Origin of the sequence: Erythrobacter sp. NE805 (assembly GCF_046452355.1) — a bacterium.
Lineage (GTDB): Bacteria > Pseudomonadota > Alphaproteobacteria > Sphingomonadales > Sphingomonadaceae > Erythrobacter.
This window is the reverse complement of sequence record NZ_JBKFDI010000003.1, coordinates 87,903-109,524: the sequence shown is the minus strand read 5'-3', so window position 1 is coordinate 109,524 and position 21,622 is coordinate 87,903. Positions and strand designations below refer to the sequence as shown.

The window sequence follows — 21,622 nt, the reverse complement described above, 5'->3', positions numbered from 1 at the left end:
ATCCGCTCGTGCTCGAGATCGCACGCGCCCTTGCGCGGGCGCACGCGAGGCGCGACATTGCCGCGGCCCGGGACTCGCAGACGCAATCATGGGGAGAGACGAGCCGTGCGAACGCTGATCTACGCGCGCTACTCTAGCCAGCTGCAGAACCCCCGCTCGATCGAGGACCAGCTCGCCGCCTGTCGCGCGCGGGCCGAGACCGAGGGCTGGGAGATCATCGGCGAGTTCCACGATCGCGCCATCAGCGGTGCCGCCGGGATCGACGAGAGCCAGCGCCCCGGCCTTGCCGCGCTGCTCGAGCGGGTCGAGCGCGGCGGCATCGACCAGGTCCTGACCGAAAGCACTGACCGCATCGCCCGCCACCAGGGCGACGCATTCGCGGTGCGCGAGCTGATCGAGCACGCCGGTGCGCGCCTCTTCACCCTGATGGATGGCGTGGTCGACGACATCACCGGCACCATCAAGAGCCTGTTCGATGCCCGCACCCGCAAGGATCTCGCCCAGCGCGTCCGTCGTGGCCACCGCGGCGTGATCGCGCAGGGGCGCTCGCCCTCGGGCGTGGCTTATGGCTACCGGCGGGTGGCGAAACTGGACGAGCGCGGCGAGCCGATCCGGGGGCTGCGCGAAATCGACCCGGCGACGGCCGAGGTCGTGCAACGCATCTTCCGCGACTATGCCGATGGCCGCAGCGCGCGGCAGATCGCGGGCGACCTGAATGCCGGTGGCATCCCGGCTCCACGCGGCGGGATCTGGCGCGCTTCAACGATCGCCGGGCACCGCCGCGACGGCCTCGCGATCCTTACCAACCCGATCTACATCGGCAAGCTCCTCTACGGCCGGACCGAGACCGTGACGGATCCCCGCACCCGCAAGCGTGGCACGCGCCGGGCGAGCGGCGAGATCGCCACCGGCGAGGCACCGCATCTGCGGATTATCGACGATGCGCTCTGGCAGATGGTGCAGGACGAGCTCGAGGCGCGCAGCACCGGCCCGGCCCACCGTCAGCGCCGCCCGCGGCACCTGCTCTCGAAGCTCGGCCAGTGCGGCGTGTGCGGCGGCAGCTGGATCATCACCCGCGACAGCTACTTCGGTTGCGGCAGCGTCGTCGACGGCAACGCCTGCTCCAACCGGCGGCTGATCAGCAAGGACGAGTACGAGCAGCGCGTGCTCGCCGAGCTGCGCGACCAGATGCTCGCGCCAGACGTGGTCGAGGCCTATCTCGAGGAGTACCGCGAGGAGCACACCCGTCGCGCCCGCGAGGCGGTGCGCGAGCGCGCCCAGCTCGAACGCCGCGCCGCCGATGCCGATCGGAAAGTTGCCAACCTCATCGCCGCACTGGCCGACGGCGGCAGCGAGTTCCCCGAGATCCGCACGGCCCTCGCAAGCGCCAAGGCCGAAGCCGCCGCCGCCCGTCAGCAGCTCGCCAGCCTCGACGCGCTCCCCGCGATCGCGCTGCACCCCGGCCTCGCGCAGCAGTACCGCAAGGCGATCGAGCAGCTGCACGAAGAGCTCGCCGACGAGGAAACCCGAAAGGAAGCCGCACCCCGGCTGCGCAAGCTGATCGCCCGGATCGTGGTCACCCCCTCAGAAGGCAAGCGCGGCGTCGAGCTCGAGGTGATCCGCCACATCGACGAGGTGCTCGCCCTGGCGGAGAGGCGGCGGGCTTAGGGCCTAGAAGATTTCTAGTGCGCCTCTGTGTTCAGGGAGAACTGAGTCGGCATAGTAGACCCACTTGTGGACGCTTTTCAGTTTCTTCTTCTGGCTGTTCGTCAGTCTTGGAAAGATCTCGCAGTGGTTTAGATTCCCCACAAGAGGGCGGCGCGCGATGACCACTCCATGGTCTCTGAAATCCGCTGCCGTTACGCAGACCACCGAGAAATCCTCGTGATCTCGCATGACGTCCTCGAGGTCCGCCGGGCTTTCCCAAACAGTCACTGACAGCCCCCAACCGGGCTCCTTGTCATCGAAGACGTTTTTCTCGATCTGCCCCTGATGAACCAGCATCGGGTGCACGCGGCGCAAAAGCCTGATCGGCCCTGCGATTAGCGGATCATCTTTCGCCCAGCCAGGCAGTTCTAGCACCAGTGCACCTGGCTCAGCGAAGGTCGGCTAGCGCCCGTTCAGCTTCGTCAACGGTGACTGCGTCCAAGTACTGTGTCTGATCCGTTTCCACATCTTCGATCGAAACGTCACAGCGACCGCCGGGGTAGAGATCAACCTCTATCGACCTGTTACCCGAGGACCACCTGAGCCCAACGCCGCCGCTAGGTAGCGGGACAAGGCGACTACACTTTTCGCCGCGCCTATGACTGGCAAAAAGAAGCTTGAGCGTCGGCGCGACCACACTCACGTCGAGTGGGCGACCACTGTAGCTGTCCCAGTTCTGCTCGAGTTCAGCGAACTCATACAGGCTGTTGATGGCCGACAAGATCGCCGGAGGGAACTCACGGCCATCAGGAATCCAAACAATTTCCACGCCTAGCACATTGAACGTCTTAGGTTCGATCTGCTCAACGATCTTCCCGCGCGGGATCGCGCGCAGCGCCATGTCGGCCTGCATGTATCGCTGCGCAGGGAAAGGAGCTGCACTTTGCTCCCAGCTGCGATCAACCTGAGCCAGATTAGTGGCCATCGATCTCTCCCCAATGTGCTTTCATCTCGTCTGTAACGGATGCCATGAAGGCCGCGTTAATCGCATTGCGAGCTAAACCAAAGAAATTCTTTGCCTGCTCGAGCGTAGAGATGTTCGGCGCACTTCGTGCTGTAAGTTCGTATCGAATGCCCTGTGAGTTATCCACATTCGAGATAACGGGAGCTATCACCGCATGCAGTCGCCCTACTGATGCACCGGTCCCGTCGATAATCCGCTGCTGGATAGATCGCTCAACAATCTCAGGCTCCAGGCAATCGATCTTCCAATCTGGATCCGCTACATCGAGAGCTCTGTTCAGCTGCGCGAACTTCGTACCGAAATCAGCAACAGGTATGACGTTAAGGTTGGTGATCTCGCACTGCGTCAGCCGAAGATCACCAAGATCGTTTCGGCGAGCGTAATCTTCGAACGCGATGAACAGCTCTTCGAAGCGAGCCATAAGAGGCTCCGACCTCGGGTACTCCTGTCCTTCTACCTTAGCCCAGTTGAAGGTGAACCGATTGTGCTGAAGCTGCACGAGTTCCCCGCTAGCTGGATTCCGAAACATCGCCCGCGGCAACGGCGGCGCGGTGACCAGCTGGAATGACATCGCCGTCGGGCGAAAGCCCTCGAATTGCTCAATGGGGGCCTCGATCGGATTATCTGTGCTGACCTCCGGGAACGCGTCAGCAATCTCCGACCAGAAGAGGCCGTAGTCCACAATTCGGAACCCACTCAGGGGTTGAAAGACCACCGATATCGCCTGTTCCTGAAGGGGAGGGCGCTCGAAGTTCGGCCTGACTGGTTTCACTGACGATCCTAATGGCGCGATGCCAAGGCGAGATTAGGTAAGGCGAAATCACCGCACCACGTCACGCTGCGCGGACTGATGCGTCCAATAGGTGGGTAGTGTCAACTGGAACGGAAGTACCGCACCCGCCTTAATCTGACCGAAAGCCCGCACCAAACACTCAACAGCACGCTGCGGTAACGACCAATTTGCCGAGGCTCACGGCAAGGCGATGGTGGTGCGCGACGCGCTCGGCGCAGGCCTGCCGGGAGCGGGGGTGGGCTGCGCCGCCTCGCGCCGGGCGCTCGACTGGCTGGTGGCCCGGCGCAAGGCCGAGGACGGCGCGGAGGGCGTGCCCTTCGCCAGCGATTCGCTCACCGAGGATTACGAGCTCGGCCTCGCGATCGCCGCCGCGGGCGGGCGCTGCCGCTTCGTGCGGGCGCGCGGCGAGGACGGGCGGCTGATCGCCACCCGCGCCTATTTCCCCCACCTGTTCAGTACCGTGGTGCGCCAGAAGAGCCGTTGGGTGCTCGGCATCAGCTTGCAGGGCTGGGACCGGGTCGGCTGGGCGGGCGGGCTGGTCGAGTTCTGGATGCGCGCGCGCGACCGGCGCGGGCCGCTCACCGCGCTGCTGCTGCTGGTCGGCTATGCGCTGGTGCTGCTGACCGGGGCGATGGGCCTGATGGTGCTGTTCGGCTTCGCCGAGCCGCTGCCGCTCTCGCCTGCGCTGAAGGCGGTGCTCGGCCTCAATGCGCTCGCCTTCGCGTGGCGGATCGCGATGCGCTTCGCCTTCACCGCGCGCGAATATGGCATGAACGAGGGGCTCTGGGCGATCCTCAGGGTGCCGCTCGCCAATGTCATCGCGATCGTCTCCGGGCGGCGGGCGGTGTTCAGCTACATCGCCGCGCTCGCCGGGCGCGCGGCGGCCTGGGACAAGACCGAGCATGACGCCAACCCCGCGCGCGGGCGCGGCGAGGGCGCCCTCGGCATGGCGCGGACGGGGACGAGGTGAACGCCGGCCAGCCCCTCGCCCACGGCGCCGAGCCGCCGCGGCTCGGGTCCCGGGGGGGGCCGCTGGTGATGATCCTGGTGCTGTTCGCGGGCTGGGGGATGCTGCGGATGCTGTGGTGGGAGGACCCCTTCTCCGCGAGCGCCCCGGCCTTCGCCGCGCCGGCAGCGCCGGCGGGCATCGCCCCGCGCTCGCTGGCGAGCCCGCTGCTGCTCTCCGGCGTGCCCCTGCCCGAGGCGGCCTACGACCCGGTCGCGGTCGGGCTGCCGATGCCCGGGGCAGCCTATCCGCAGGTGGCCTACGCGCCGCCGCCGCCGGGCTACGGGCAGCCCGGCTACGCGCCGCCCGGCTACGTGCTCGTGCCCGCGCCGCGCCCGCGCCGCCTCGTCGCCTATGACCCCGCGCCGCCGATCGTGCTCCCCGGCGTCTCGCCCTATCCGAGCCTGCCGCCCGGCCAGCCGATCCGGCCCGAGTTCCTCGCCCACGGCGAGGCGGGCGCGGTCGCGGTCGCCGCCGCGCCGGTCCTGCCCTCCGGCATCGCCGCCCCCCGCGCGCCCGCCGAGCCGCCGAAGAAGCCGCGCCGCTGGTCGCTCGACACCTGGGCCTTCAACCGCCAGGGCTCTTCGGGCGCCGCGCCGATCCCGCAGGGCCGCCTGCCGGTCTACGGCGCGAGCCAGGCCGGGGCGCTGCTGCAATACCGCCTCGCGACCAGGAGCCGCCATGACCCGCGCCTCTACCTGCGGGGCTACCGCGCGCTGATCCCGGGCGGCGAGAGCGAGGCGGCGCTCGGCGCCTCGGTCCGGCCGCTGCCCGCGGTGCCGGTGCGGGTCGCCGCCGAGGCGCGCTACACCTGGTTCCCGACCGGTTCCGCGGTCCGCCCGGCGGCGCTGGCGATCACCGAGCTGCCGCCGATCAGGCTGCCGCTCGGCACGAGCCTCGAGGCCTATGGGCAGGCGGGCTGGGTCGGCGGCAAGGCCGAGACCGCCTTCGCCGACGGCCAGGCGACGATCATGCGCGACCTCCCCTTCGTCGGGCGGATGAGCAAGGACGCGCTGAAGATGAGCTTCGGCGCGGGCGTGTGGGGCGGGGCGCAGCGCGGGGTCGAGCGGGTCGACGTCGGCCCGAGCCTGCGCTTCGACCTGAAGGTCGGCCGCATCCCCACCCGCGTCTCGGTCGACTGGCGCCACCACGTCGCCGGCGCCGCCGCCCCGGGCTCCGGGATCGCGGCGACGGTGACGACGGGGTTCTAGAGGCCCTTTCGCCACGCGCGGCGGAGGCCCACCCCGCTGCGACCAGGCGGCGTAGCCGCCAAGTCTCGCTCCCCTCCCGCTTGCGGGAGGGGCTGGGGGTGGGCCGCAGGGCCGCACTTGCGGAGAACAAGTATCCCCCGCGGCTTTAATCCCTCCGCCGCCTCGGCTAGCGTCCCTCGCATGGACGTCTACCTGCCCATCGCGAATCTCTCGGTCAACGGGCTCTACATCGTCCTGCTCGGCGGCCTGACGGGCATCCTGTCGGGCCTGTTCGGGGTGGGCGGCGGGTTCCTGACGACGCCGCTCTTGATCTTCTATGGCATCCCGCCGACGGTGGCGGCGGCCTCGGCGGCGACGCAGGTGACGGGGGCGAGCGTTTCGGGCGTGCTCGCCCATTCGCGGCGCAAGGGCGTCGATTACCGCATGGGTGCGGTGATGGTGGTCGGCGGCATGGTCGGCGCGCTGGTCGGGGCTGGGTTGTTCAGCCTGCTCCAGCGCCTCGGCCAGATCGACGTGGTGATCTCGGTGCTCTACGTGCTGATGCTCGGCTCGATCGGGACGCTCATGATGCGCGAGGCGGTCGACACGCTGCGCCCCGGCCTGCTCGGCAAGGCACGCCCGCAGGTGAGGAAGCGCCGCCACCACCCGCTGGTCGCCTCGCTGCCCTACCGCTGGCGGTTCTACGCCTCGGGCCTCTACATCTCCCCGCTCGCGCCGCTGCTGCTCGGCGCGGGGGTCGGCATCCTCACCATGCTGATGGGGATCGGCGGCGGCTTCCTGCTGGTGCCCGCGATGCTCTACATCCTGGGCATGAGCGGCAATGTCGTGGTCGGCACCTCGCTGTTCCAGATCCTGTTCGTGACGATGGTCACCACCATGACCCACGCGCTGACGACCCGTGCGGTCGATCTGGTGCTGGCCGGGCTGCTGCTGCTCGGCTCGGTGCTCGGCGCGCAGTTCGGGACGCAGATCGCATTGAAGGCGAGGCCCGAATACCTGCGCCTCGCGCTCGCCGCGCTGGTGCTGCTGATCGCCTTGCGGATGCTCTACGGCCTCGGTGTCGCGCCTGACGAGATCTACACCGTGGAGCCGCTGTGACCGGCAACCCGAGGGCAGCGGCATGAGCGTGGTGCGTCGGGGGCTGGCGCTGCTGCTCGCCTGCACCGGGCTCGCGGCCCCCGCCGCCGCCCAGCGCGAGCCGATCCTCGTGCCCGAGGTCAGCCAGTCGCGGATCGAGGTGCGCCAGGGCTTCACCGGCGCGCGCCTCCTCCTCTACGGCGCGGTGATCGATCCCGAGGCGCAGGGGCGCGCCGGGGACTACGACATCGTGGTGGTGCTCAAGGGCCCGACCGAGCCGGTCCGGATCCGCGAGAAGGCGCGCATCGCCGGCATCTGGATGAACGCCGAGGCGAGCGATTTCCGCTCCGCCCCCTCGTTCTTCGCGGTCGCCTCCTCGCGGCCCGTCGGCGCGATCGTCGACCCGCGCACCGCGGCGATCTACGAGCTCGGCACCGAGTTCATCCAGCTTTCCCCCTCGGGCGAAATCGACCCCGAGGAGCAGGCGCGCTTCGCCCGCGGGCTGGTCGAACTGCGCGAGCGGCAGGGGCTCTACCAGGAGAACCCCGGCGGCGTCAGGATCAGCGAGAAGGTGCTCTACCAGGCGCGCATCGACCTGCCCTCCAACGTCACCACCGGGCGCTACACGGCGGAGACCTTCGCGGTTGCGCGCGGCCGGGTGGTGGCGAGCGCGACGGCGCGGATCGAGGTGGTGAAGGCCGGGCTCGAGGGGCAGGTGGTGACCGCCGCGCAGCGCTTCTCGTTCCTCTACGGGCTCGGCGCGATCCTCCTGTCGCTCGGCATGGGGTGGATCGCCGGGCGGCTGTTCGCCCGCACCTGAACCTGCGCGCCATTGCAGGAAAGTGCAATGTTGACGCGATCTTAACCTCGCTTCCCCTATTCCCTCCGGGTTTCAGGGGCGCGCGAGGGAGAGGCGCAGATGATCGATCACGGCAGGCATGATTTCGAACGCTTCACCGGGCCGAACCCGGCGGGCGCCGAGGAGCTCGCCGCAGCCCGCGCCGAGAGCAGCCTCGACAATGCCCGCCTGCCGATCGGCGTGGTGCTCGAGATCTCGGGCTCGGGCTCGCAGATCGCGCTCGACATGCAGCGCATCACCGAGTGCATGGCCGACCCCGATCCCTCGATCGCGATGACCGGCCAGGTCGGCAGCCAGATCAAGATCCGCGTCGGCGACGCCTGGCTGCTCGCCAACGTCCGCGACCAGCGCAAGGACCGCCGCACCGAGGGCGGGATCATCGCCCATATCGACTTCCTCGGCGAGGGCGGCGAGGAGAAGCTGACGGGCCGCATCCACGGCTTCAAGCGCGGCGTCACCCGCTATCCGATCCCCGGCGCGATGATCTATCCCGCCACCACCCGCGACCTCGAGCAGATCTACGCGAGCGACGGGCGCGCGAGCATCACCATCGGCAAGGTCTTCCCGACCAAGGACATCCGCGCCGGGCTCTACATCGACGCGATGCTCGGCAAGCACTTCGCCCTCCTCGGCTCGACCGGCACCGGCAAGTCGACCAGCGCCGCGCTGATCCTCCACCGCATCTGCGAGGCCGCGCCCAAGGGTCACATCGTGATGATCGACCCGCACGGCGAATACTCCGCCGCCTTCCGCCAGACGGGGCAGATCCTCGACGTCTCGAACCTCCAGATGCCCTACTGGCTGATGAACTTCGAGGAGCACTGCGAGGTGCTGCTGTCCTCGAGCGGCAACGAGCGGCAGATGGATTCCGACATTCTCGCCAAGGTGCTGCTCGCCGCGCGCACCAAGAACCGGCTGGCGCAGGTGATGGGCAAGATCACCGTCGACAGCCCGATCCCCTACCTGCTCAGCGATTTCAGCAACATCCTCCAGGACGAGATGGGCCGCCTCGACAAGGCGACCTCGACCGCGCCCTACATGCGGATCAAGCAGAAGCTCGACGAGATCAAGGCCGACCCGCGCTACCAGTTCATGTTCTCAGGGATGCTGGTCGGCGACACGATGGTCGACTTCATTTCGAAGATCTTCCGCATGCCGGGCAACGGCAAGCCGATCTCGATCATCGACGTCTCGGGCGTGCCGTCGGACATCACCTCGACGGTGGTGGCGGTCTTGAGCCGCCTCGTCTTCGACTTCGCGATCTGGGGCCGTGACGAGAAGACCCGCCCTGTGCTGCTGGTGTGCGAGGAAGCGCACCGCTACGTCCCCAACGAGAAGAACGCCGACGGATCGTCGGTGGGCAAGATCCTCTCGCGCATCGCCAAGGAGGGCCGCAAATACGGCATTTCGCTGGGCCTCATCACCCAGCGCCCCTCGGACCTTGCCGAGGGCGTGCTTTCGCAATGCGGCACGATCATCTCGATGCGCCTCAACAACGACCGCGACCAGGCCTTCGTGAAGGCCGCGATGCCCGAAGGGGCGCGCGGGTTCCTCGATTCGATCCCGGCGCTCAGGAACCGCGAATGCATCATCTGCGGCGAGGGCGTCGCGATCCCGATCCGCGTGACGTTCGACGCGCTCGAAGAACACAAGCGCCCCGCCTCGGAAGATCCGAGCTTCGTCGAGCTGTGGAGCAAGGACGGCGGCGAGGACGAACTGGTCGAGCGCGTGGTGATGCGCTGGCGCTCGCAGGGTTAGAAGCTATCTTCGTCATTGCGAGCCGCAGGCGAAGCAATCCATGGCCGGACGTTCCCGCGAGCGGTACCCATGGGCCATGGATTGCCGCGTCGCTTCGCTCCTCGCAATGACGAGGGATCACGTCCCCCGCGTGTCACCATAAAGATGGATATGCATCCGGTCGCTCATCCGGAAGCCGTGCTTCAGGCATAACTCCGACAGCCACGCCTGCCGCGCACGCAGGGTGGCGCTGTCCTTGCCTTCGGCCATCAGGAAGACGCGCTCGGGCCGGAAGCGGTAGCGGCGGTGGAGGGCGAGCACCTCCTCGACGTCCGCGGGGCTCGCGATCACGAACTTGAGGAAGGCGCGCGGCTCGCTTGCCCATGCGTCGAGCCGCTCGGGGACGAGGGCGAGGTCGGCGGGGTTGCCGGAGTGCGCGAGCTTGGGGCTGACATTGTACTGGTCGACCCGGATATCGAGCCGCACCGGCGGAGCGACCGTGCCGTTGGTCTCGATCTCGACGCTCATGTCGGGCAGGTGCTCCAGCATCGCGGCGAGGGCGGGGGCCTGAAGCAGCGGCTCGCCCCCGGTGATGACGAGGCGCTTCTGCCCGAGCGCGGCGATCCGCGCGGCGGTTTCCTCGGGCGAGAGCGTCACCTGGTTGGCCTTGCGGTCATAGGCGAGCCCGTCGCGGTGCGGGCGGTTGTCGCCCTCGAACCGCCAGGTGTAGGCGGTGTCGCACCACTGGCAGGCGAGGTTGCACCGCGACAGCCGCACGAAGGCGACCGGCATCCCGATGCTCGGCCCTTCGCCTTGCAGCGAGGCGAAGATCTCCGGCCCGCCGGTGTCGTCGGTGGCGAGGGTGAGGTTCACCTCACCCCAGCCGCGCCAGCGCCGCGGTCAGCCGCTCGACCTCGCCTTGGTGATGGGCGAGATCGGCGCGGGCCTTTTCGACCGCTTCGGGCTTGGCCTTCTCGGCAAAGGCGGGGTTCGAGAGGCGGCCTTCGAGGCTCTTGGCCTCCTTCGCGCTCGTCGCCAGCGCCTTTTCGAGCCGCGCCTTCTCGGCCGCGATATCGACGATCCCCTCGAGCGGGATGACGAAGACGTCCTCGCCCGCGGTCACCTGCATCGCCGGACCGGCGGGGGGCTCGCCGATGGTCACCGGGGCGAGCCGCGCGAGGCGCTCGATCGCGGCGCTGGAGCGCGCGATGGTGCGCGCTGCGACTTCGGAGGGCGAGGCGAGGAACGCCGCCAGCTTCGCGCCGGGCGCGATGCCGAGTTCGGCGCGCGCGGAGCGGGTGCTGGTGGTGAGGTCGATCACCCAGTCGATCGCGTCGGTCGCCTCCTTGCTGACTTCCGCCTCCGGCTTGGGCCACTGCGCCACGATCAGCTCGTAGGGCCGGGTGCCCAGCTTGTGCCACAGCTCTTCGGTGATGAAGGGCATGAAGGGGTGGAGCATCACGAGGATCTGGTCGAGCGCCCACCCGGCGACCGCGCGGGTTTCGACCGCGGGCGGGCTGTCGGCGTCCCCGGCGAAGACCGGCTTGATGAGCTCCAGGTACCAGTCGCAGAACTTCGACCAGGTGAACTGGTAGATCGCGTTCGCCGCGGCGTCGAACCGCAGGTCCGCCATCGCGCGCTCGATCTCGGCGACGCAGGCCGCGACCTCGCCGATGATCCACTGGTTGGCGGCGAGGCGGGCGGGCGGGGCCTTGATGCTGTCCGAGGCGCCGATCCCGTTCGACTGGCAGAATCGCGCCGCGTTCCACAGCTTGGTGGCGAAGTTGCGGTAACCCTCGACCCGCTTCTCGTCCATCTTGATGTCGCGGCCCTGGCTCTCCATCGCCGCCATGAAGAACCTGAGCGCATCGGCCCCGTAGCGGTCGATGAGGCCCAGCGGATCGACGACATTGCCCTTGGACTTCGACATCTTCGCCCCGTCCGCCGCGCGCACGAGGCCGTGGAGGTAGAGCCTGTCCCAGGGCTTCTGCCCCATGTTGTGGAAGCCCATCATCATCATCCGCGCATCCCAGAAGAACAGGATGTCGAAGCCGGAGATGAGGAGGCTGTTGGGGAAGTGCTTCTGGAGGAGCGGGCTGTCGCCCTCCGGCCACCCCAGCGTCGCGAAGGGCCACAGCGCCGAGGAGAACCACGTGTCGAGCACGTCCTCGTCCTGCGTCAGGGCGACACCTTCGCCCGCCATGGCCTGCGCCGCCTCGGCGGTCTCGGCGACGAAGCAGCGGCCGTCCTCGGCGAACCACGCCGGGATCCGATGCCCCCACCACAGTTGGCGGCTGACGCACCAGGGCTGGATGTTCTCCATCCAGTTGAAGAAGGTCTTCTCCCAGGTCTTCGGCACGATCTGGATGTCGCCCGAGCGCACCGCTGCGATCGGCTTCTTCGCCAGCTCCGCGGCGTTCACATACCACTGGTCGGTCAGCCACGGCTCGATCACCACGCCGCCGCGGTCGCCGAAGGGGGTGGCGATCTGGCGCGGCTCGGCGTCGTGCTCCACACGCTCGCCGTCCTTTTCGACGATGTGCGGGATGAGGAAGCCCTGCTCCTTCATCCGCCGGACGACCAACTCGCGCGCGCCGTCCTCGCCGTCCTTGCGGAAGCGGTGGAGGCCGAGGAATTCCTCCGGCACCAGCCCGTCGGCCGTCTGGCACACGTTCGCCTCGGCATCGAGCATGTTGAGCATCTCGCCCGCCGCGATCCCGGCGCGCTTGCCGACCTCGAAATCGTTGAAGTCGTGACCCGGGGTGATCTTGACGCAGCCGCTCCCGAGCTCGGGATCGGCGTGCTCGTCGGCGATCACCGGGATGCGGCGGCCGGTCAGCGGCAGGATCACGTGCTTGCCGACGACGCTGGCATAGCGCTCGTCCGCCGGGTTCACCGCCACTGCCATGTCGGCGAGCATCGTCTCAGGGCGGGTGGTGGCGACCTCCAGATAATCGCGCCCGTCCGGCAGCGTGAAGGGGTTTCCGTTTTCATCGGGCGCGAGCGGATACTTGAAGTGCCAGAAGCTGCCCGCGATGGTCTGCGTCTCGACCTCGAGATCGCTGATCGCGGTCTTCAGCTTGGGGTCCCAGTTCACCAGCCGCTTGTCGCGGTAGATGAGGCCGTCGTTGTAGAGGTCGACGAAGGTCTTGATGACCGCCTTGGTGAAGTGCGGGTCCATCGTGAACTGCTCGCGCGACCAGTCCATCGAGCACCCCAGCCGCCGCAGCTGGTTGGTGATCGTGCCGCCGCTTTCAGCCTTCCACTCCCACACCTTCTCGACGAAGGCCTCGCGCGAGTAGTTGGTGCGCTTGTCCTGCCGCGCTTCCATCTGGCGTTCGACCACCATCTGGGTCGCGATCCCCGCGTGGTCGGTGCCCACCACCCACAGCGCGTCCTTGCCGCGGAGGCGCTCATAGCGGATCACCACGTCCTGCAGCGTGTTGTCGAGCGCATGGCCGATGTGCAGCGAACCGGTGACGTTCGGCGGCGGGTTGACGATGGTGAAGGCCTCGGCGTCGGGACGTTCGGGGCGGAAACAGCCCTTCGCTTCCCAATGGGCATACCAGCGCGCCTCGATCTCGGCGGGGTCGAAGGTGGTCGGGAGGGTATCGGTCATGGTGGGCCGCGCCATGCCAGCACCGATGTTGCTATGCAATGATGGAGGTGGCGCCGGGCGGGCGCGAGAGCCTTGCGGGGGGCGGAAAATCACCCCATAGCTGCAAAGACATGCAGTCTGCCGCGCAACATTCGCTGATCGACGACGGCGCGGGCACCACCCGGCTGGTGCTGTCGGGGCAGCTCACGCTCGCCCGGATCGGCCCGATCGAGGCCGAGCTCAGGGCGATGCCCGGGCCGGTCGAGGTCGTGGACCTTTCGCAGGTCGAGGAGATCGACACCGTCGGCGCCTACGTGGTCTGCCGCTTCGCCCGAAGGCTCGACAGCGACATCACCGGTGCGAGCCCCGAGGCCGAGCGCCTGCTCGCCGCGGTGCGCGAGATCGATACCGCGGGCGACAACCATCCCCACCGCCTGCCGGTGTGGGAGCGCGTGCCGACCAAGCTCGGCGAGCACGTCTTCAACGCGCGTGGCGGCATCTTCGGGGTGGTCGGCTTCTTCGGCCAGATCCTGATCGGCGCGGCGAGCCTCCTCCGCCACCCGACCCGCTTCCCGGTGAAGGCGCTGGTCCACCAGATGGAGCTGGTCGGGGTCTCGGCGCTGCCGATCATCGGGCTTATGAGCTTCCTCATCGGCATCGTCATCGCCCAGCAGGGCTCGGTGCAGCTCGAGCAGTTCGGGGCCGAGGCACTGACGGTCAACCTCGTCGGGCGCATCACCCTGCGCGAGCTCGGCGTGCTGATGACCGCGATCATGGTCGCTGGCCGCTCGGGCAGCGCCTTCGCGGCGCAATTGGGCACGATGAAGCTCACCGAGGAGATCGACGCGATGCGCACCATCGGCATCTCGCCGATCGAGGTGCTGGTGATCCCGCGCATCCTCGCCGCGACCTTCATGATGGTGCTCCTCGGCTTCTACGCCTCGGTGGTGGCGATCGTCGGCGGGGCGGTCGTGGGCCAGTTCGGGCTGGGCATCCCCTTCCTCACCTTCCTGCTGCGGATCCAGGAGGTGGTGCCGACCCACGACCTGTGGGTGGGGCTCATCAAGGCCCCGGTGTTCGGCCTGATCGTCGCGCTCGCCGGGTGCTACAACGGCCTCCAGGTGCGCTCCAATTCCGAGGAGGTCGGGCGGCGTACCACCATGTCGGTGGTCTCGGCGATCTTCGCGGTGATCGTGCTCGACGCCTTCTTCGCGGTGTTCTTCACCGAGATCGGGTGGGGCTGAGGCGATGAAGATCACCCGCACCGAGAACGACGACCAGCCGGCGATCGTGGTCGAGGGCCTCGTCAACCGCTTCGGCGACTTCGCTGTGCACGAGGGGCTCGACCTCACCGTGCGGCGCGGCGAGATCCTCGGCGTGGTCGGCGGGTCGGGCACGGGCAAGTCGGTGCTGATGCGCTCGATCATCGGCCTCCAGCAGCCCGAGGCGGGGCGGATCACCGTGCTCGGGCGCAACCTGTGCGGCGAGAACGCCGAGACCGACCTCGTGGTCCGCGAGCGCTGGGGCGTGCTGTTCCAGGGCGGGGCGCTGTTCTCGACATTGTCGGTGGGCGAGAATGTCGAGGTGCCGATCAAGCAGTTCTACCCCGATCTCGATCCCGTCCTGCGGGCCGAGATCGCGCGCTACAAGGTGATGCTCACCGGCCTCCCCGAAAGCGCGGTGCAGAAATATCCGGCCGAGCTCTCGGGCGGGATGAAGAAGCGCGCCGGGCTCGCCCGCGCGCTGGCGCTCGATCCCGAGCTCCTGTTCCTCGACGAGCCGACCGCCGGGCTCGACCCGATCGGTGCGGCCAAGTTCGACCGGCTGACCCGCGAATTGCAGGAGACGCTCGGGCTGACGGTGTTCCTCATCACCCACGACCTCGATACGCTCTACGAGATCTGCGACCGCGTGGCGGTGATCGCCGACCGCAAGATCATCGCGGTCGGCACGATCCCCGAACTGATCGCCACCGGCCACCCGTGGATCGAGGAATATTTCAACGGCCCGCGCGGCCGCACCGCGCACGCGGCGCATCTGAGGGGCGAGGCATGAGCCGGATAATGTTGGACAACCGCGCCCGCCGGGCCGCATAGGACAAGGCATGGAGACGAGAGCCAATCATCTGTGGGTCGGTGCGGTGACGCTGGTGCTGCTGGCGGCGCTGGCGGCGTTCATCGTCTGGATCGCGCGGCTCAACGAGGGCGAGCAGGACGAGTACGACATCTTCTACAGCCAGTCCGTCTCGGGCCTCGCCGAGGGAAGCCAGGTGAGCTTCGCCGGGGTGCCGGTCGGCCAGGTGACGCAGATCGCGCTCGCCAAGGACAACCCCGAATTCGTGCGCGTGCGGATCAAGGTGAAGGAGGACGTGCCGATCCTCGTCGGCACCCAGGCGACCATCCAGGCGAGCTTCACCGGGGTCTCGACGATCCTCCTCGACGGGGCGCGCAAGGACAATCCGCCGATCACCTGCGAGACCACCGCCTGCCCCGAGGGGCGCCCGGTGATCCCGCCCGGGCGCGGCGGCTTCGGCGAGATCGTCGCCAACGCGCCGCTGCTGCTCGAGCGGCTGGCGACCCTCACCGAGCAGCTCAACGTCATCCTCGGCCCCGACAACCAGAAGGAGATCGCCGGGATCCTCAGGAACACCAACCGGCTGAGCGCCGGGCTCGCCGATGCGAGCCCCGAGCTGGTGGCGAGCCTCAAGGACTTCCGCACGACCCTCGCCGAATTGAACCAGACGCTCGATGCCGCCGAGAAGCTCGCGCTGACCACCGACAACCTCCTCGACAAGGAGGGCGAGCCGCTCGCGCAGGAGCTGCGCGCGACGCTGAAGAGCGCCAATGCCGCGCTCGCCTCGCTCTCGGCGACGCTCGAGGACACCCGCCCCGCCGCCCGTCAGCTGCGCACCACGACGCTGCCCGCCGCCGAGGCGACGCTCGAGGACCTGCGCGCCACCACCCGGAGCCTGCGCGCGATCACCGAGAAGCTCGAGAGCGAGGGCGCGCGCTCGCTGGTCGGCGGCAAGTCGCTGCCGGATTACAAGCCGTGAGGAACTGGACAATGACCCGGCCCGCCCTGTTCGCCCTGCCGCTGCTTCTTGCGCTCTCCGGCTGCATCAGCCTCGGCGGTGATCCGCCCGCGAGCCTGCTGACCCTCAGCCCCGCTGCCACCGCGCCTGCCGGTGCGGCGAGCGCGGCGGGGCAGCCGGTGGTCGCGGTCCAGTCGATCGACACCCCTGCCAAGCTCGACGTGCTGCGCGTGCCCGTGGCGGTGAGCGATACCGAGCTCGCCTATCTCCAGGAGGCCTTCTGGGTCGAGAAGCCCGCGCGCCTGTTCCGCCGGCTGGTCGGCGAGACGATCCGCGCCCGGGGGAAGGCGCTGGTGATCGACGGCGACAGCACCGCGACCCTGCCGAGCCTCACCCTGCGGGGCACGCTGATCGACATGGGCTACGACGCGCCGAGCCAGTCCGCGGTGGTGCGCTTCGACGCGGTCCGGATCGATCCCGAGGGCAAGGTCTCGACCCGCCGCTTCGAGGCGCGCGAGACCGGCATCGCCCCCGAGACCCGCGCGGTCGGCGCAGCGCTCAACACCGCGGCCAACCGGGTGGCGGGCGAAGTCGCCGACTGGGTGGCGGGGGGCTGACGGAGGGGTAAGTTACCCCCGAGCCATCCGCGCGAAGGCACAGGCCCTGAGGAAATCCGCCTCGCGCCGCTCGCGTCGTTCCTCGGCCTCGGCATCGCGGCCCCACAGCTCGGCCTGCCACTCCTCCTCGAGACACGCCGCCCGCCACAGCGCGAGCGGTTCCTCCTCGTGCGCCGCGTCGAGCGCCGACAGCGCCGTCACCAGCGAGGCGGCGAGCTTGGTCATCGCCTCGACTCCCGCCAGCACGAAGGGATCGAGCGCCCGTAGCCGCACCTCCAGCCTCGTCAGCGTTTCGGGGGGTTGGGGGCGGTGGAGCACCCCGCTGACCCGCACCAGCGTGACGCCGTTCGCCGCCTCGAACGCCGCGAGCAGCGGCTCCCACACGGCCTGCTGGCGCGCGTGGAGCGGCTCGTCGGGATCGGCGCGGTAGCACAGGGTGTCGGTTTCGGCATAGGCGACGAGGCTCTTTGCCACCGCCGCCGGATCGGGCGCGACCATGTCGATCGCGTAGTCGGCCATGTCGCGCAAGGGCAGGCTCTTGGGGTCGATCCGCTCGCCCTGCCGCCGCCATTCCGCCGCGAGCGCCTCGCCGAGCGCCTCGGTCGGCGCGATCTGGGCCGCGCCGCCGACCGTCTTCACGCCGCGGCCGTCGAGCATGACCTGAAAACCGCCCGCCGCCTCGGCGAGCGTCACGTCCTTGTAGAAGCGGCGAATCATCCGCGCGTGTCGTCCTTCGCGATCAGGGCCCGCGCCACCAAGCGCGGGAAGAAGAAGAACTCGATGAACCCGGCGACGGCAATGATCGCGCCGACGAACCACGGCAGGTCGATGAGCCCGCGGGCTATGGCGAAGCCGAGCATGATCATCGCCACGCCCCCGAAGCGCACGGCGGCGATGACGAGGAACCCGTTGCGGGCGCGGGCCTCCTCTGCCTTCCGGTCGCGGCGCGAGGTCATGGCAGGGTCTCCGCGAGCGCCGTGCCGAGCTCGGCGGCGGTCTCGACCACACGGCCCGCGCCGCTCGCGAGCAGCTCGGCGGCGTCGTGATAGCCCCAGCCGACTCCGATCGCCGCGACCCCGATGCTCTGCGCCATCAGCATGTCGAAGCTGGTGTCGCCGATCATGACGGCCTCCTCGCGCTGCGCCCCCGCCTCGAACAGCGCCGCCTCGAGCATCGCCGGGTGGGGCTTGGAGGGGTGGCGGTCGGCGGTCTGGAGCGAGACGAACAGGTCGGCGATGCCGTGCGCCGCAAGGCAGGCGGCAAGGCCCCGGTCGGATTTGCCGGTCGCCACCGCGAGGCTCCAGCCCCCGGCGTGGAGCGCGCGCAGCAGGTCGGCGATCCCGGCGTAGAGCGGCTCGTCGAGGAGGCCCTCCTCGCGCCGCGCGCGGAAGCTGGTGCGGTAGAATTCGGTGACGGCGCGGTTCTGCTCGTCGGAGAGGCCGGGGGCGAGGGCGCGCACCGCGGCGGGGAGGCTCAGGCCGACGATCCGGCGCACCGCGTGGCTGTCGGGCGCCTCGAGCCCGGCGCGGGCGAAGGCGCGCTCCATCGCCCAGCACACGTCCGCCTGCCCGTCGACGAGGGTCCCGTCGCAGTCGAACACCGCGAGCCTCACGAGGCGATGTTCCGCACCAGATGGGCGAGGGCAGAGTGGCCCGCGGCTTCGAGTCCCGCGGCGATCCGTTCGCGCTCCTCGGCCTGCTTGTTCTGCGATAGCTTGAGGGTGGGCCGCCAGGCGAGCACCTCCATCTCGAAGCCGACGATGCCGCGAAACAGCCCGCCCCAGACCTTCTCGGAGGATTCCTCGGCCCGCCACGGTTCGCCTTCGAGCCGCCCTTCGTGCCTGAGGATCGCCGCATGGAGGAAGGCCTCGAGCCCCTCGTCCTCCATCTTCCGCACCCGGCCCTCGATTTCGAGCGCGATGTAGTCCCAGGTCGGCACCGTGTCGCGGTTGGCGTACCAGCGGGGGCTGACATAGGCGTCGGGGCCGTTGACGACGATCAGCGCCTCGGCCCCCGCGGCGAGGTGGCGCGCAAGGGCGTTGCCGCGCGCGAGGTGGAACTGCACGGCGCCGTCGCCGGTCGAGAGCAGCGGGGTGTGCGCGACGCGCGGGCCGTCGGGGGTCTGGGCGAAGACCATGCCGAAGCCGATTTCGTCGATCAGCGACTCCATCAGGTCGCGGTCATCGGTGCGGTAGAGCGGGTTGGGGTGCATCAGCGACGCTTGCCCTTGGGCTTACCCTTCGCCGGGGCCTTGGGCTTGCTCTTGCCCTTCGGTCTGGCCTGCGCCTTCGCGGCCCCGCGGGCGCGGCGGGGGGCGCGGGTTTCCTTCCTTGCCTGCTTGAAGTGGCGGCGCGCGGCCTGCTTCTTCTCCTCGGCGGTCTTCTCGGGAACCTCCTCGCGCAAGGGCGAGGCGTCCGACATCGCCGGGTCGAAGCCCAGCACCTCCATGCTCGCCGCGAAGTGCGGGGGAAGCTCGGCGGTGACGTCGAGCTTGCCGCCCCCATTCTTGGCGGTGCCTTCCCCGGCCTTGGGCTCGGTGATGATGAGGCGGCGGGCGTGGAGGTGCATCTTGCGGCTCACCGCGCCGGTGAGGAAGGCGTCCTGCCCGCCATACTTGCCGTCGCCGACGATCGGGTGGCCGATCGCCGCCATGTGGACGCGCAGCTGGTGGGTGCGCCCGGTGAGCGGCTCGAGCTCGACCCACGCGGCGCGCTGGCCCGCGCGGTCGACGACGCGGTAGCGGGTCTTGGCCGCCTGCCCGTTCTCCTCGTCGATGTGCATCTTCTCGCCGCCCGTCCCCGGCTGCTTGGCGAGCGGGGCGTCGATCACGCCTTCGGAGAGCTGCGGGTTGCCGACCACCAGCGCCCAGTAGACCTTGCGCGCGCTGCGGCTGGCGAAGCGCTTGGAGAAGCTCGCGGCGCTGCCCGGCGTGCGGGCGATGAGGAGCACGCCGGAGGTGTCCTTGTCGAGCCGGTGGACGAGGCGCGGGCGCGGGCTGCGCTCGTCCGCGACGAAGGCATCGAGCAGGCCGTCGACGTGCTTCGTGGTCTTGCTCCCGCCCTGAGTGGCGAGGCCGGGGGGCTTGTTGAGGACGATCGCCGTCGGCGTCTCGCGGATCACCATGCCCTTCGCCTCGGCGATCTGTTCGGGCGAGAGGGGGCGCGCCCGCGGCTTCGCCGCCTCGCGCTGCGTGTCCTCGCCGCCCGGAGGCACGCGCAGCACCTGGCCGGCGGCAAGGCGATCCTCGGGCTTGGCGCGCTTGCCGTCGACCCGGATCTGCCCGGTGCGCGCCCAGCGCGAGACCGTCGCGAAGCCGACCTGCGGAAGGTTGCGCTTGAACCAGCGGTCGAGGCGCACCCCGTCGTCGTCCGCGCCGACGGTGAACTGGCGGACGCTCTCGGGAGCGGGGGGCTGACTCATGCGCCCGACCCCTGCGCGGCGACGAGGCCGACGATCACCGCCGCCATCCCGGCGATCAGCGAGGCGGCGGCATAGCCTGCGGCAAGCCCGGCCTGTCCCCGGTGGAGCATGGTGACGAGCTCGGCGGAAAAGGCGCTGAAGGTGGTAAAGCCGCCGAGCAGGCCGACGCCGATCAGGAGGCGCGCGTTCTCGCTGGCGCTCTCGGCCATGCTGCCGCGCGCCAGCCAGCCGAGCAGCGCGCCCATCGCGAGGCTCCCGGCGATATTGACCGCGAGCGTGCCCCAGGGAAAGGCGTTGCCCGGACCTGCGAGCCCGCTCGCCGCGCGCCCCACGTGGTAGCGCAGCACCGAGCCCGCCGCGCCGCCGACGGCGACGTTGAGGCTTGCCACGAGAGGGGAGATTTCACCGGCCATGCGCGGCCTTTAGCGATGGCGACGCGCTCTGCCTAGGGCGCGCTCTTGCCCCGGCCTGCTTCTCGCGGCTTGCCTTCGCGGCGGTGTTGGACTATCGGGGCGCGGTTTCGAGGGCGACTCCCGTGCGGGAATCGCCCGTCTCCCGTTGCAAGTTCACCGTCCACCCCCCGCAAATCGCAAGGCGGGGCTCTGGTTCTCGGAAATGAGGTAGTCGTCGTTTATGCAAATCATGGTTCGCGATAACAATGTCGATCAGGCTCTGCGCGCGCTCAAGAAGAAGCTGCAGCGCGAAGGCGTTTATCGCGAAATGAAGCTGCGTCGCCACTACGAGAAGCCCTCCGAGAAGCGCGCCCGCGAAAAGGCTGCCGCCGTGCGCCGCGCCCGCAAGATGGAGCGCAAGCGGATGGAGCGCGACGGGAGCAAGTGATCCCGTCCGTCAGGCGCGCATCCGTAGCCGGAACCGCTTGAATCCCCCTCTTCGATCAGCCATCAGGGCGCGGCTCAAACCCGCGCCCTTTTGCCGTCATACCGCCGCGCTGCCTGCGCGGCCCATCAGGACTGAACCATGACCGAGATTACCCGCGTTCCGATCAAGCCCATCGCCAAGGGCTCGCTGACCAAGCTGTGGATCGGGGTGATCCTCGCGGTGCTGGTCGGCGCCGGGCTCGCCTGGGCGGCGGTGCCGCGCGGGCTCGACGTCGATGTCGTGCAGGCGGGCACGGGTCCCACGATCGCGAAGGGCGACGTGGTCTTCGTCAAGTACAAGGGCCGGGTTGCCGGTGTCGAGAAGCCCTTCGACGAATCGCAGGATATCCCGCTGCCCGTCCCGGGCCTGTTCCCCGCGGGCAACCCCTTCCCGGTCGAGGAAGGCGCGACCATCCCGGGCTTCTTCCAGGGCCTCCAGCAGATGCAGAAGGGCGGCAAGTACAAGCTCTTCATCCCCGCCGACCTCGCCTATGGCGCGAGCCCGCCCCCGGGCTCGCCGATCCCGGCGAATGCCGATCTGGAGTTCGAGATCGAGGTGACCGGCGTGATGAGCCGCGCGACCTTCGACCGCAACCTCCAGATTCTGCGCCAGACGATGGAGGCCCAGATGGGCGGCCAGGGCGGCGGCGCGGGGCCGAACGGGGCGCCGCAACAGGGCCAGGCGCCCGGCGGCGAGGCTCCCGCCGGCGGTCCGGCGCAGTAAG

Annotated in this window: 22 protein-coding genes and 1 pseudogene; 12 read left to right on the top strand and 11 right to left on the bottom strand. The window is 69.2% G+C overall.

The window, feature by feature from the left end:
• The first annotated feature begins 105 nt into the window (after positions 1-105).
• On the top strand, positions 106-1,668 hold the full coding sequence (locus tag ACLBKU_RS11855) for a recombinase family protein (RefSeq protein WP_410179765.1): 1,563 nt from the start codon (positions 106-108) through the stop codon (positions 1,666-1,668).
• Between the two features lie 3 nt (positions 1,669-1,671).
• Here the strand turns inward: ACLBKU_RS11855 and ACLBKU_RS11850 are convergent, their stop codons facing one another.
• Genes ACLBKU_RS11850 through ACLBKU_RS11840 form a run of 3 tightly spaced genes read right to left on the bottom strand, consistent with a single transcriptional unit; the run spans position 1,672 to position 3,443 of the window.
• Entirely contained in the window at positions 1,672-2,082 is a 411-nt protein-coding gene (locus ACLBKU_RS11850) for a hypothetical protein (RefSeq protein WP_410179764.1), read from the bottom strand.
• Between the two features lie 13 nt (positions 2,083-2,095).
• The gene (locus tag ACLBKU_RS11845; RefSeq protein WP_410179763.1) at positions 2,096-2,632 is read right to left on the bottom strand and encodes a hypothetical protein; all 537 of its coding nucleotides are present in this window, start codon (positions 2,630-2,632) and stop codon (positions 2,096-2,098) included.
• Positions 2,622-3,443 (bottom strand): TIGR04255 family protein, encoded by an 822-nt coding sequence (locus ACLBKU_RS11840; protein WP_410179762.1) that lies wholly within the window; start codon positions 3,441-3,443, stop codon positions 2,622-2,624. Before ACLBKU_RS11840 ends, ACLBKU_RS11845 begins: the two co-directional genes overlap by 11 nt.
• 163 nt (positions 3,444-3,606) lie before the next feature.
• Here ACLBKU_RS11840 and ACLBKU_RS11835 point away from each other — a divergent pair.
• From ACLBKU_RS11835 to ACLBKU_RS11815, 5 genes and pseudogenes are all read left to right on the top strand, one after another.
• Positions 3,607-4,434 (top strand): annotated as a pseudogene (locus ACLBKU_RS11835) (glycosyltransferase family 2 protein); the annotation flags it as partial.
• The gene (locus tag ACLBKU_RS11830) at positions 4,431-5,681 is read left to right on the top strand and encodes a hypothetical protein (RefSeq protein WP_410179761.1); all 1,251 of its coding nucleotides are present in this window, start codon (positions 4,431-4,433) and stop codon (positions 5,679-5,681) included. The pseudogene ACLBKU_RS11835 and the gene ACLBKU_RS11830, both read left to right, overlap by 4 nt.
• A gap of 180 nt (positions 5,682-5,861) precedes the next feature.
• Positions 5,862-6,779 carry a sulfite exporter TauE/SafE family protein gene (locus ACLBKU_RS11825; protein ID WP_410179760.1) on the top strand — a complete coding sequence of 306 codons (918 nt, stop codon included), beginning with the start codon at positions 5,862-5,864 and terminating at the stop codon, positions 6,777-6,779.
• A 22-nt stretch (positions 6,780-6,801) separates the two neighbouring features.
• Complete coding sequence (locus ACLBKU_RS11820; protein WP_410179759.1) at positions 6,802-7,578, top strand: TIGR02186 family protein; 777 nt, start codon at positions 6,802-6,804, stop codon at positions 7,576-7,578.
• 99 nt (positions 7,579-7,677) lie between these two features.
• On the top strand, positions 7,678-9,375 hold the full coding sequence (locus ACLBKU_RS11815) for an ATP-binding protein (RefSeq protein WP_410179758.1): 1,698 nt from the start codon (positions 7,678-7,680) through the stop codon (positions 9,373-9,375).
• Between the two features lie 117 nt (positions 9,376-9,492).
• Here the strand turns inward: ACLBKU_RS11815 and ACLBKU_RS11810 are convergent, their stop codons facing one another.
• Both ACLBKU_RS11810 and ACLBKU_RS11805 read right to left on the bottom strand, forming a co-directional pair.
• Positions 9,493-10,227 (bottom strand): 7-carboxy-7-deazaguanine synthase QueE, encoded by a 735-nt coding sequence (locus ACLBKU_RS11810; protein WP_410179757.1) that lies wholly within the window; start codon positions 10,225-10,227, stop codon positions 9,493-9,495.
• A 1-nt stretch (position 10,228) separates the two neighbouring features.
• On the bottom strand, positions 10,229-12,973 hold the full coding sequence (locus tag ACLBKU_RS11805) for a valine--tRNA ligase (RefSeq protein ID WP_410179756.1): 2,745 nt from the start codon (positions 12,971-12,973) through the stop codon (positions 10,229-10,231).
• 110 nt (positions 12,974-13,083) lie between these two features.
• On the opposite strand from ACLBKU_RS11805, the gene ACLBKU_RS11800 reads away from it, so the two are divergent.
• From ACLBKU_RS11800 to ACLBKU_RS11785, 4 genes are read left to right on the top strand one after another with little or no spacing between them, the layout of a single operon-like run.
• Entirely contained in the window at positions 13,084-14,196 is a 1,113-nt protein-coding gene (locus ACLBKU_RS11800) for an ABC transporter permease (RefSeq protein ID WP_410179755.1), read from the top strand.
• Between the two features lie 4 nt (positions 14,197-14,200).
• Positions 14,201-15,007: an ABC transporter ATP-binding protein gene (locus ACLBKU_RS11795; protein WP_410179754.1), complete on the top strand. Its 807-nt coding sequence runs from the start codon at positions 14,201-14,203 to the stop codon at positions 15,005-15,007.
• 49 nt (positions 15,008-15,056) lie between these two features.
• On the top strand, positions 15,057-16,004 hold the full coding sequence (locus tag ACLBKU_RS11790; protein ID WP_410179753.1) for an MlaD family protein: 948 nt from the start codon (positions 15,057-15,059) through the stop codon (positions 16,002-16,004).
• Between the two features lie 11 nt (positions 16,005-16,015).
• Positions 16,016-16,600: an ABC-type transport auxiliary lipoprotein family protein gene (locus ACLBKU_RS11785; protein ID WP_410179752.1), complete on the top strand. Its 585-nt coding sequence runs from the start codon at positions 16,016-16,018 to the stop codon at positions 16,598-16,600.
• Positions 16,601-16,612: 12 nt separating this feature from the next.
• Here the strand turns inward: ACLBKU_RS11785 and ACLBKU_RS11780 are convergent, their stop codons facing one another.
• The 6 genes from ACLBKU_RS11780 to crcB are packed head-to-tail and all read right to left on the bottom strand — an operon-like array spanning position 16,613 to position 20,432.
• The gene (locus ACLBKU_RS11780; RefSeq protein WP_410180179.1) at positions 16,613-17,314 is read right to left on the bottom strand and encodes an ATP12 family chaperone protein; all 702 of its coding nucleotides are present in this window, start codon (positions 17,312-17,314) and stop codon (positions 16,613-16,615) included.
• Positions 17,314-17,556: a hypothetical protein gene (locus tag ACLBKU_RS11775; protein ID WP_410179751.1), complete on the bottom strand. Its 243-nt coding sequence runs from the start codon at positions 17,554-17,556 to the stop codon at positions 17,314-17,316. The genes ACLBKU_RS11780 and ACLBKU_RS11775 overlap by 1 nt, the downstream gene beginning before the upstream one ends.
• Positions 17,553-18,212 carry an HAD-IA family hydrolase gene (locus ACLBKU_RS11770; protein WP_410179750.1) on the bottom strand — a complete coding sequence of 220 codons (660 nt, stop codon included), beginning with the start codon at positions 18,210-18,212 and terminating at the stop codon, positions 17,553-17,555. The genes ACLBKU_RS11775 and ACLBKU_RS11770 overlap by 4 nt, the downstream gene beginning before the upstream one ends.
• The gene (locus ACLBKU_RS11765) at positions 18,209-18,811 is read right to left on the bottom strand and encodes an FMN-binding negative transcriptional regulator (RefSeq protein WP_410179749.1); all 603 of its coding nucleotides are present in this window, start codon (positions 18,809-18,811) and stop codon (positions 18,209-18,211) included. Before ACLBKU_RS11765 ends, ACLBKU_RS11770 begins: the two co-directional genes overlap by 4 nt.
• A complete protein-coding gene (locus tag ACLBKU_RS11760) occupies positions 18,811-20,019 on the bottom strand; it encodes an RluA family pseudouridine synthase (RefSeq protein WP_410179748.1) in 1,209 nt (402 codons plus the stop codon). Before ACLBKU_RS11760 ends, ACLBKU_RS11765 begins: the two co-directional genes overlap by 1 nt.
• The gene (gene crcB, locus ACLBKU_RS11755) at positions 20,016-20,432 is read right to left on the bottom strand and encodes a fluoride efflux transporter CrcB (protein ID WP_410179747.1); all 417 of its coding nucleotides are present in this window, start codon (positions 20,430-20,432) and stop codon (positions 20,016-20,018) included. The genes ACLBKU_RS11760 and crcB overlap by 4 nt, the downstream gene beginning before the upstream one ends.
• 220 nt (positions 20,433-20,652) lie before the next feature.
• Here crcB and rpsU point away from each other — a divergent pair, with 220 nt between their 5' ends.
• The gene (gene rpsU / locus ACLBKU_RS11750) at positions 20,653-20,859 is read left to right on the top strand and encodes a 30S ribosomal protein S21 (protein ID WP_017664771.1); all 207 of its coding nucleotides are present in this window, start codon (positions 20,653-20,655) and stop codon (positions 20,857-20,859) included.
• Between the two features lie 138 nt (positions 20,860-20,997).
• The gene (locus tag ACLBKU_RS11745) at positions 20,998-21,621 is read left to right on the top strand and encodes an FKBP-type peptidyl-prolyl cis-trans isomerase (protein WP_410179746.1); all 624 of its coding nucleotides are present in this window, start codon (positions 20,998-21,000) and stop codon (positions 21,619-21,621) included.
• Position 21,622: the final 1 nt, after the last annotated feature.

Excerpts from the sequence above, each read along its gene's own strand:
- ACLBKU_RS11845 (WP_410179763.1), bottom strand. The coding sequence starts at position 2,632 with ATGGCCACTAATCTGGCTCAGGTTGATCGCAGCTGGGAGCAAAGTGCA.
- ACLBKU_RS11825 (WP_410179760.1), top strand. The coding sequence starts at position 5,862 with ATGGACGTCTACCTGCCCATCGCGAATCTCTCGGTCAACGGGCTCTAC.
- ACLBKU_RS11820 (WP_410179759.1), top strand. The coding sequence starts at position 6,802 with ATGAGCGTGGTGCGTCGGGGGCTGGCGCTGCTGCTCGCCTGCACCGGG.
- ACLBKU_RS11815 (WP_410179758.1), top strand. The coding sequence starts at position 7,678 with ATGATCGATCACGGCAGGCATGATTTCGAACGCTTCACCGGGCCGAAC.
- ACLBKU_RS11805 (WP_410179756.1), bottom strand. The coding sequence starts at position 12,973 with ATGACCGATACCCTCCCGACCACCTTCGACCCCGCCGAGATCGAGGCG.
- ACLBKU_RS11800 (WP_410179755.1), top strand. The coding sequence starts at position 13,084 with ATGCAGTCTGCCGCGCAACATTCGCTGATCGACGACGGCGCGGGCACC.
- ACLBKU_RS11795 (WP_410179754.1), top strand. The coding sequence starts at position 14,201 with ATGAAGATCACCCGCACCGAGAACGACGACCAGCCGGCGATCGTGGTC.
- ACLBKU_RS11790 (WP_410179753.1), top strand. The coding sequence starts at position 15,057 with ATGGAGACGAGAGCCAATCATCTGTGGGTCGGTGCGGTGACGCTGGTG.
- ACLBKU_RS11785 (WP_410179752.1), top strand. The coding sequence starts at position 16,016 with ATGACCCGGCCCGCCCTGTTCGCCCTGCCGCTGCTTCTTGCGCTCTCC.
- ACLBKU_RS11775 (WP_410179751.1), bottom strand. The coding sequence starts at position 17,556 with ATGACCTCGCGCCGCGACCGGAAGGCAGAGGAGGCCCGCGCCCGCAAC.
- ACLBKU_RS11765 (WP_410179749.1), bottom strand. The coding sequence starts at position 18,811 with ATGCACCCCAACCCGCTCTACCGCACCGATGACCGCGACCTGATGGAG.
- ACLBKU_RS11760 (WP_410179748.1), bottom strand. The coding sequence starts at position 20,019 with ATGAGTCAGCCCCCCGCTCCCGAGAGCGTCCGCCAGTTCACCGTCGGC.
- crcB (WP_410179747.1), bottom strand. The coding sequence starts at position 20,432 with ATGGCCGGTGAAATCTCCCCTCTCGTGGCAAGCCTCAACGTCGCCGTC.
- rpsU (WP_017664771.1), top strand. The coding sequence starts at position 20,653 with ATGCAAATCATGGTTCGCGATAACAATGTCGATCAGGCTCTGCGCGCG.
- ACLBKU_RS11745 (WP_410179746.1), top strand. The coding sequence starts at position 20,998 with ATGACCGAGATTACCCGCGTTCCGATCAAGCCCATCGCCAAGGGCTCG.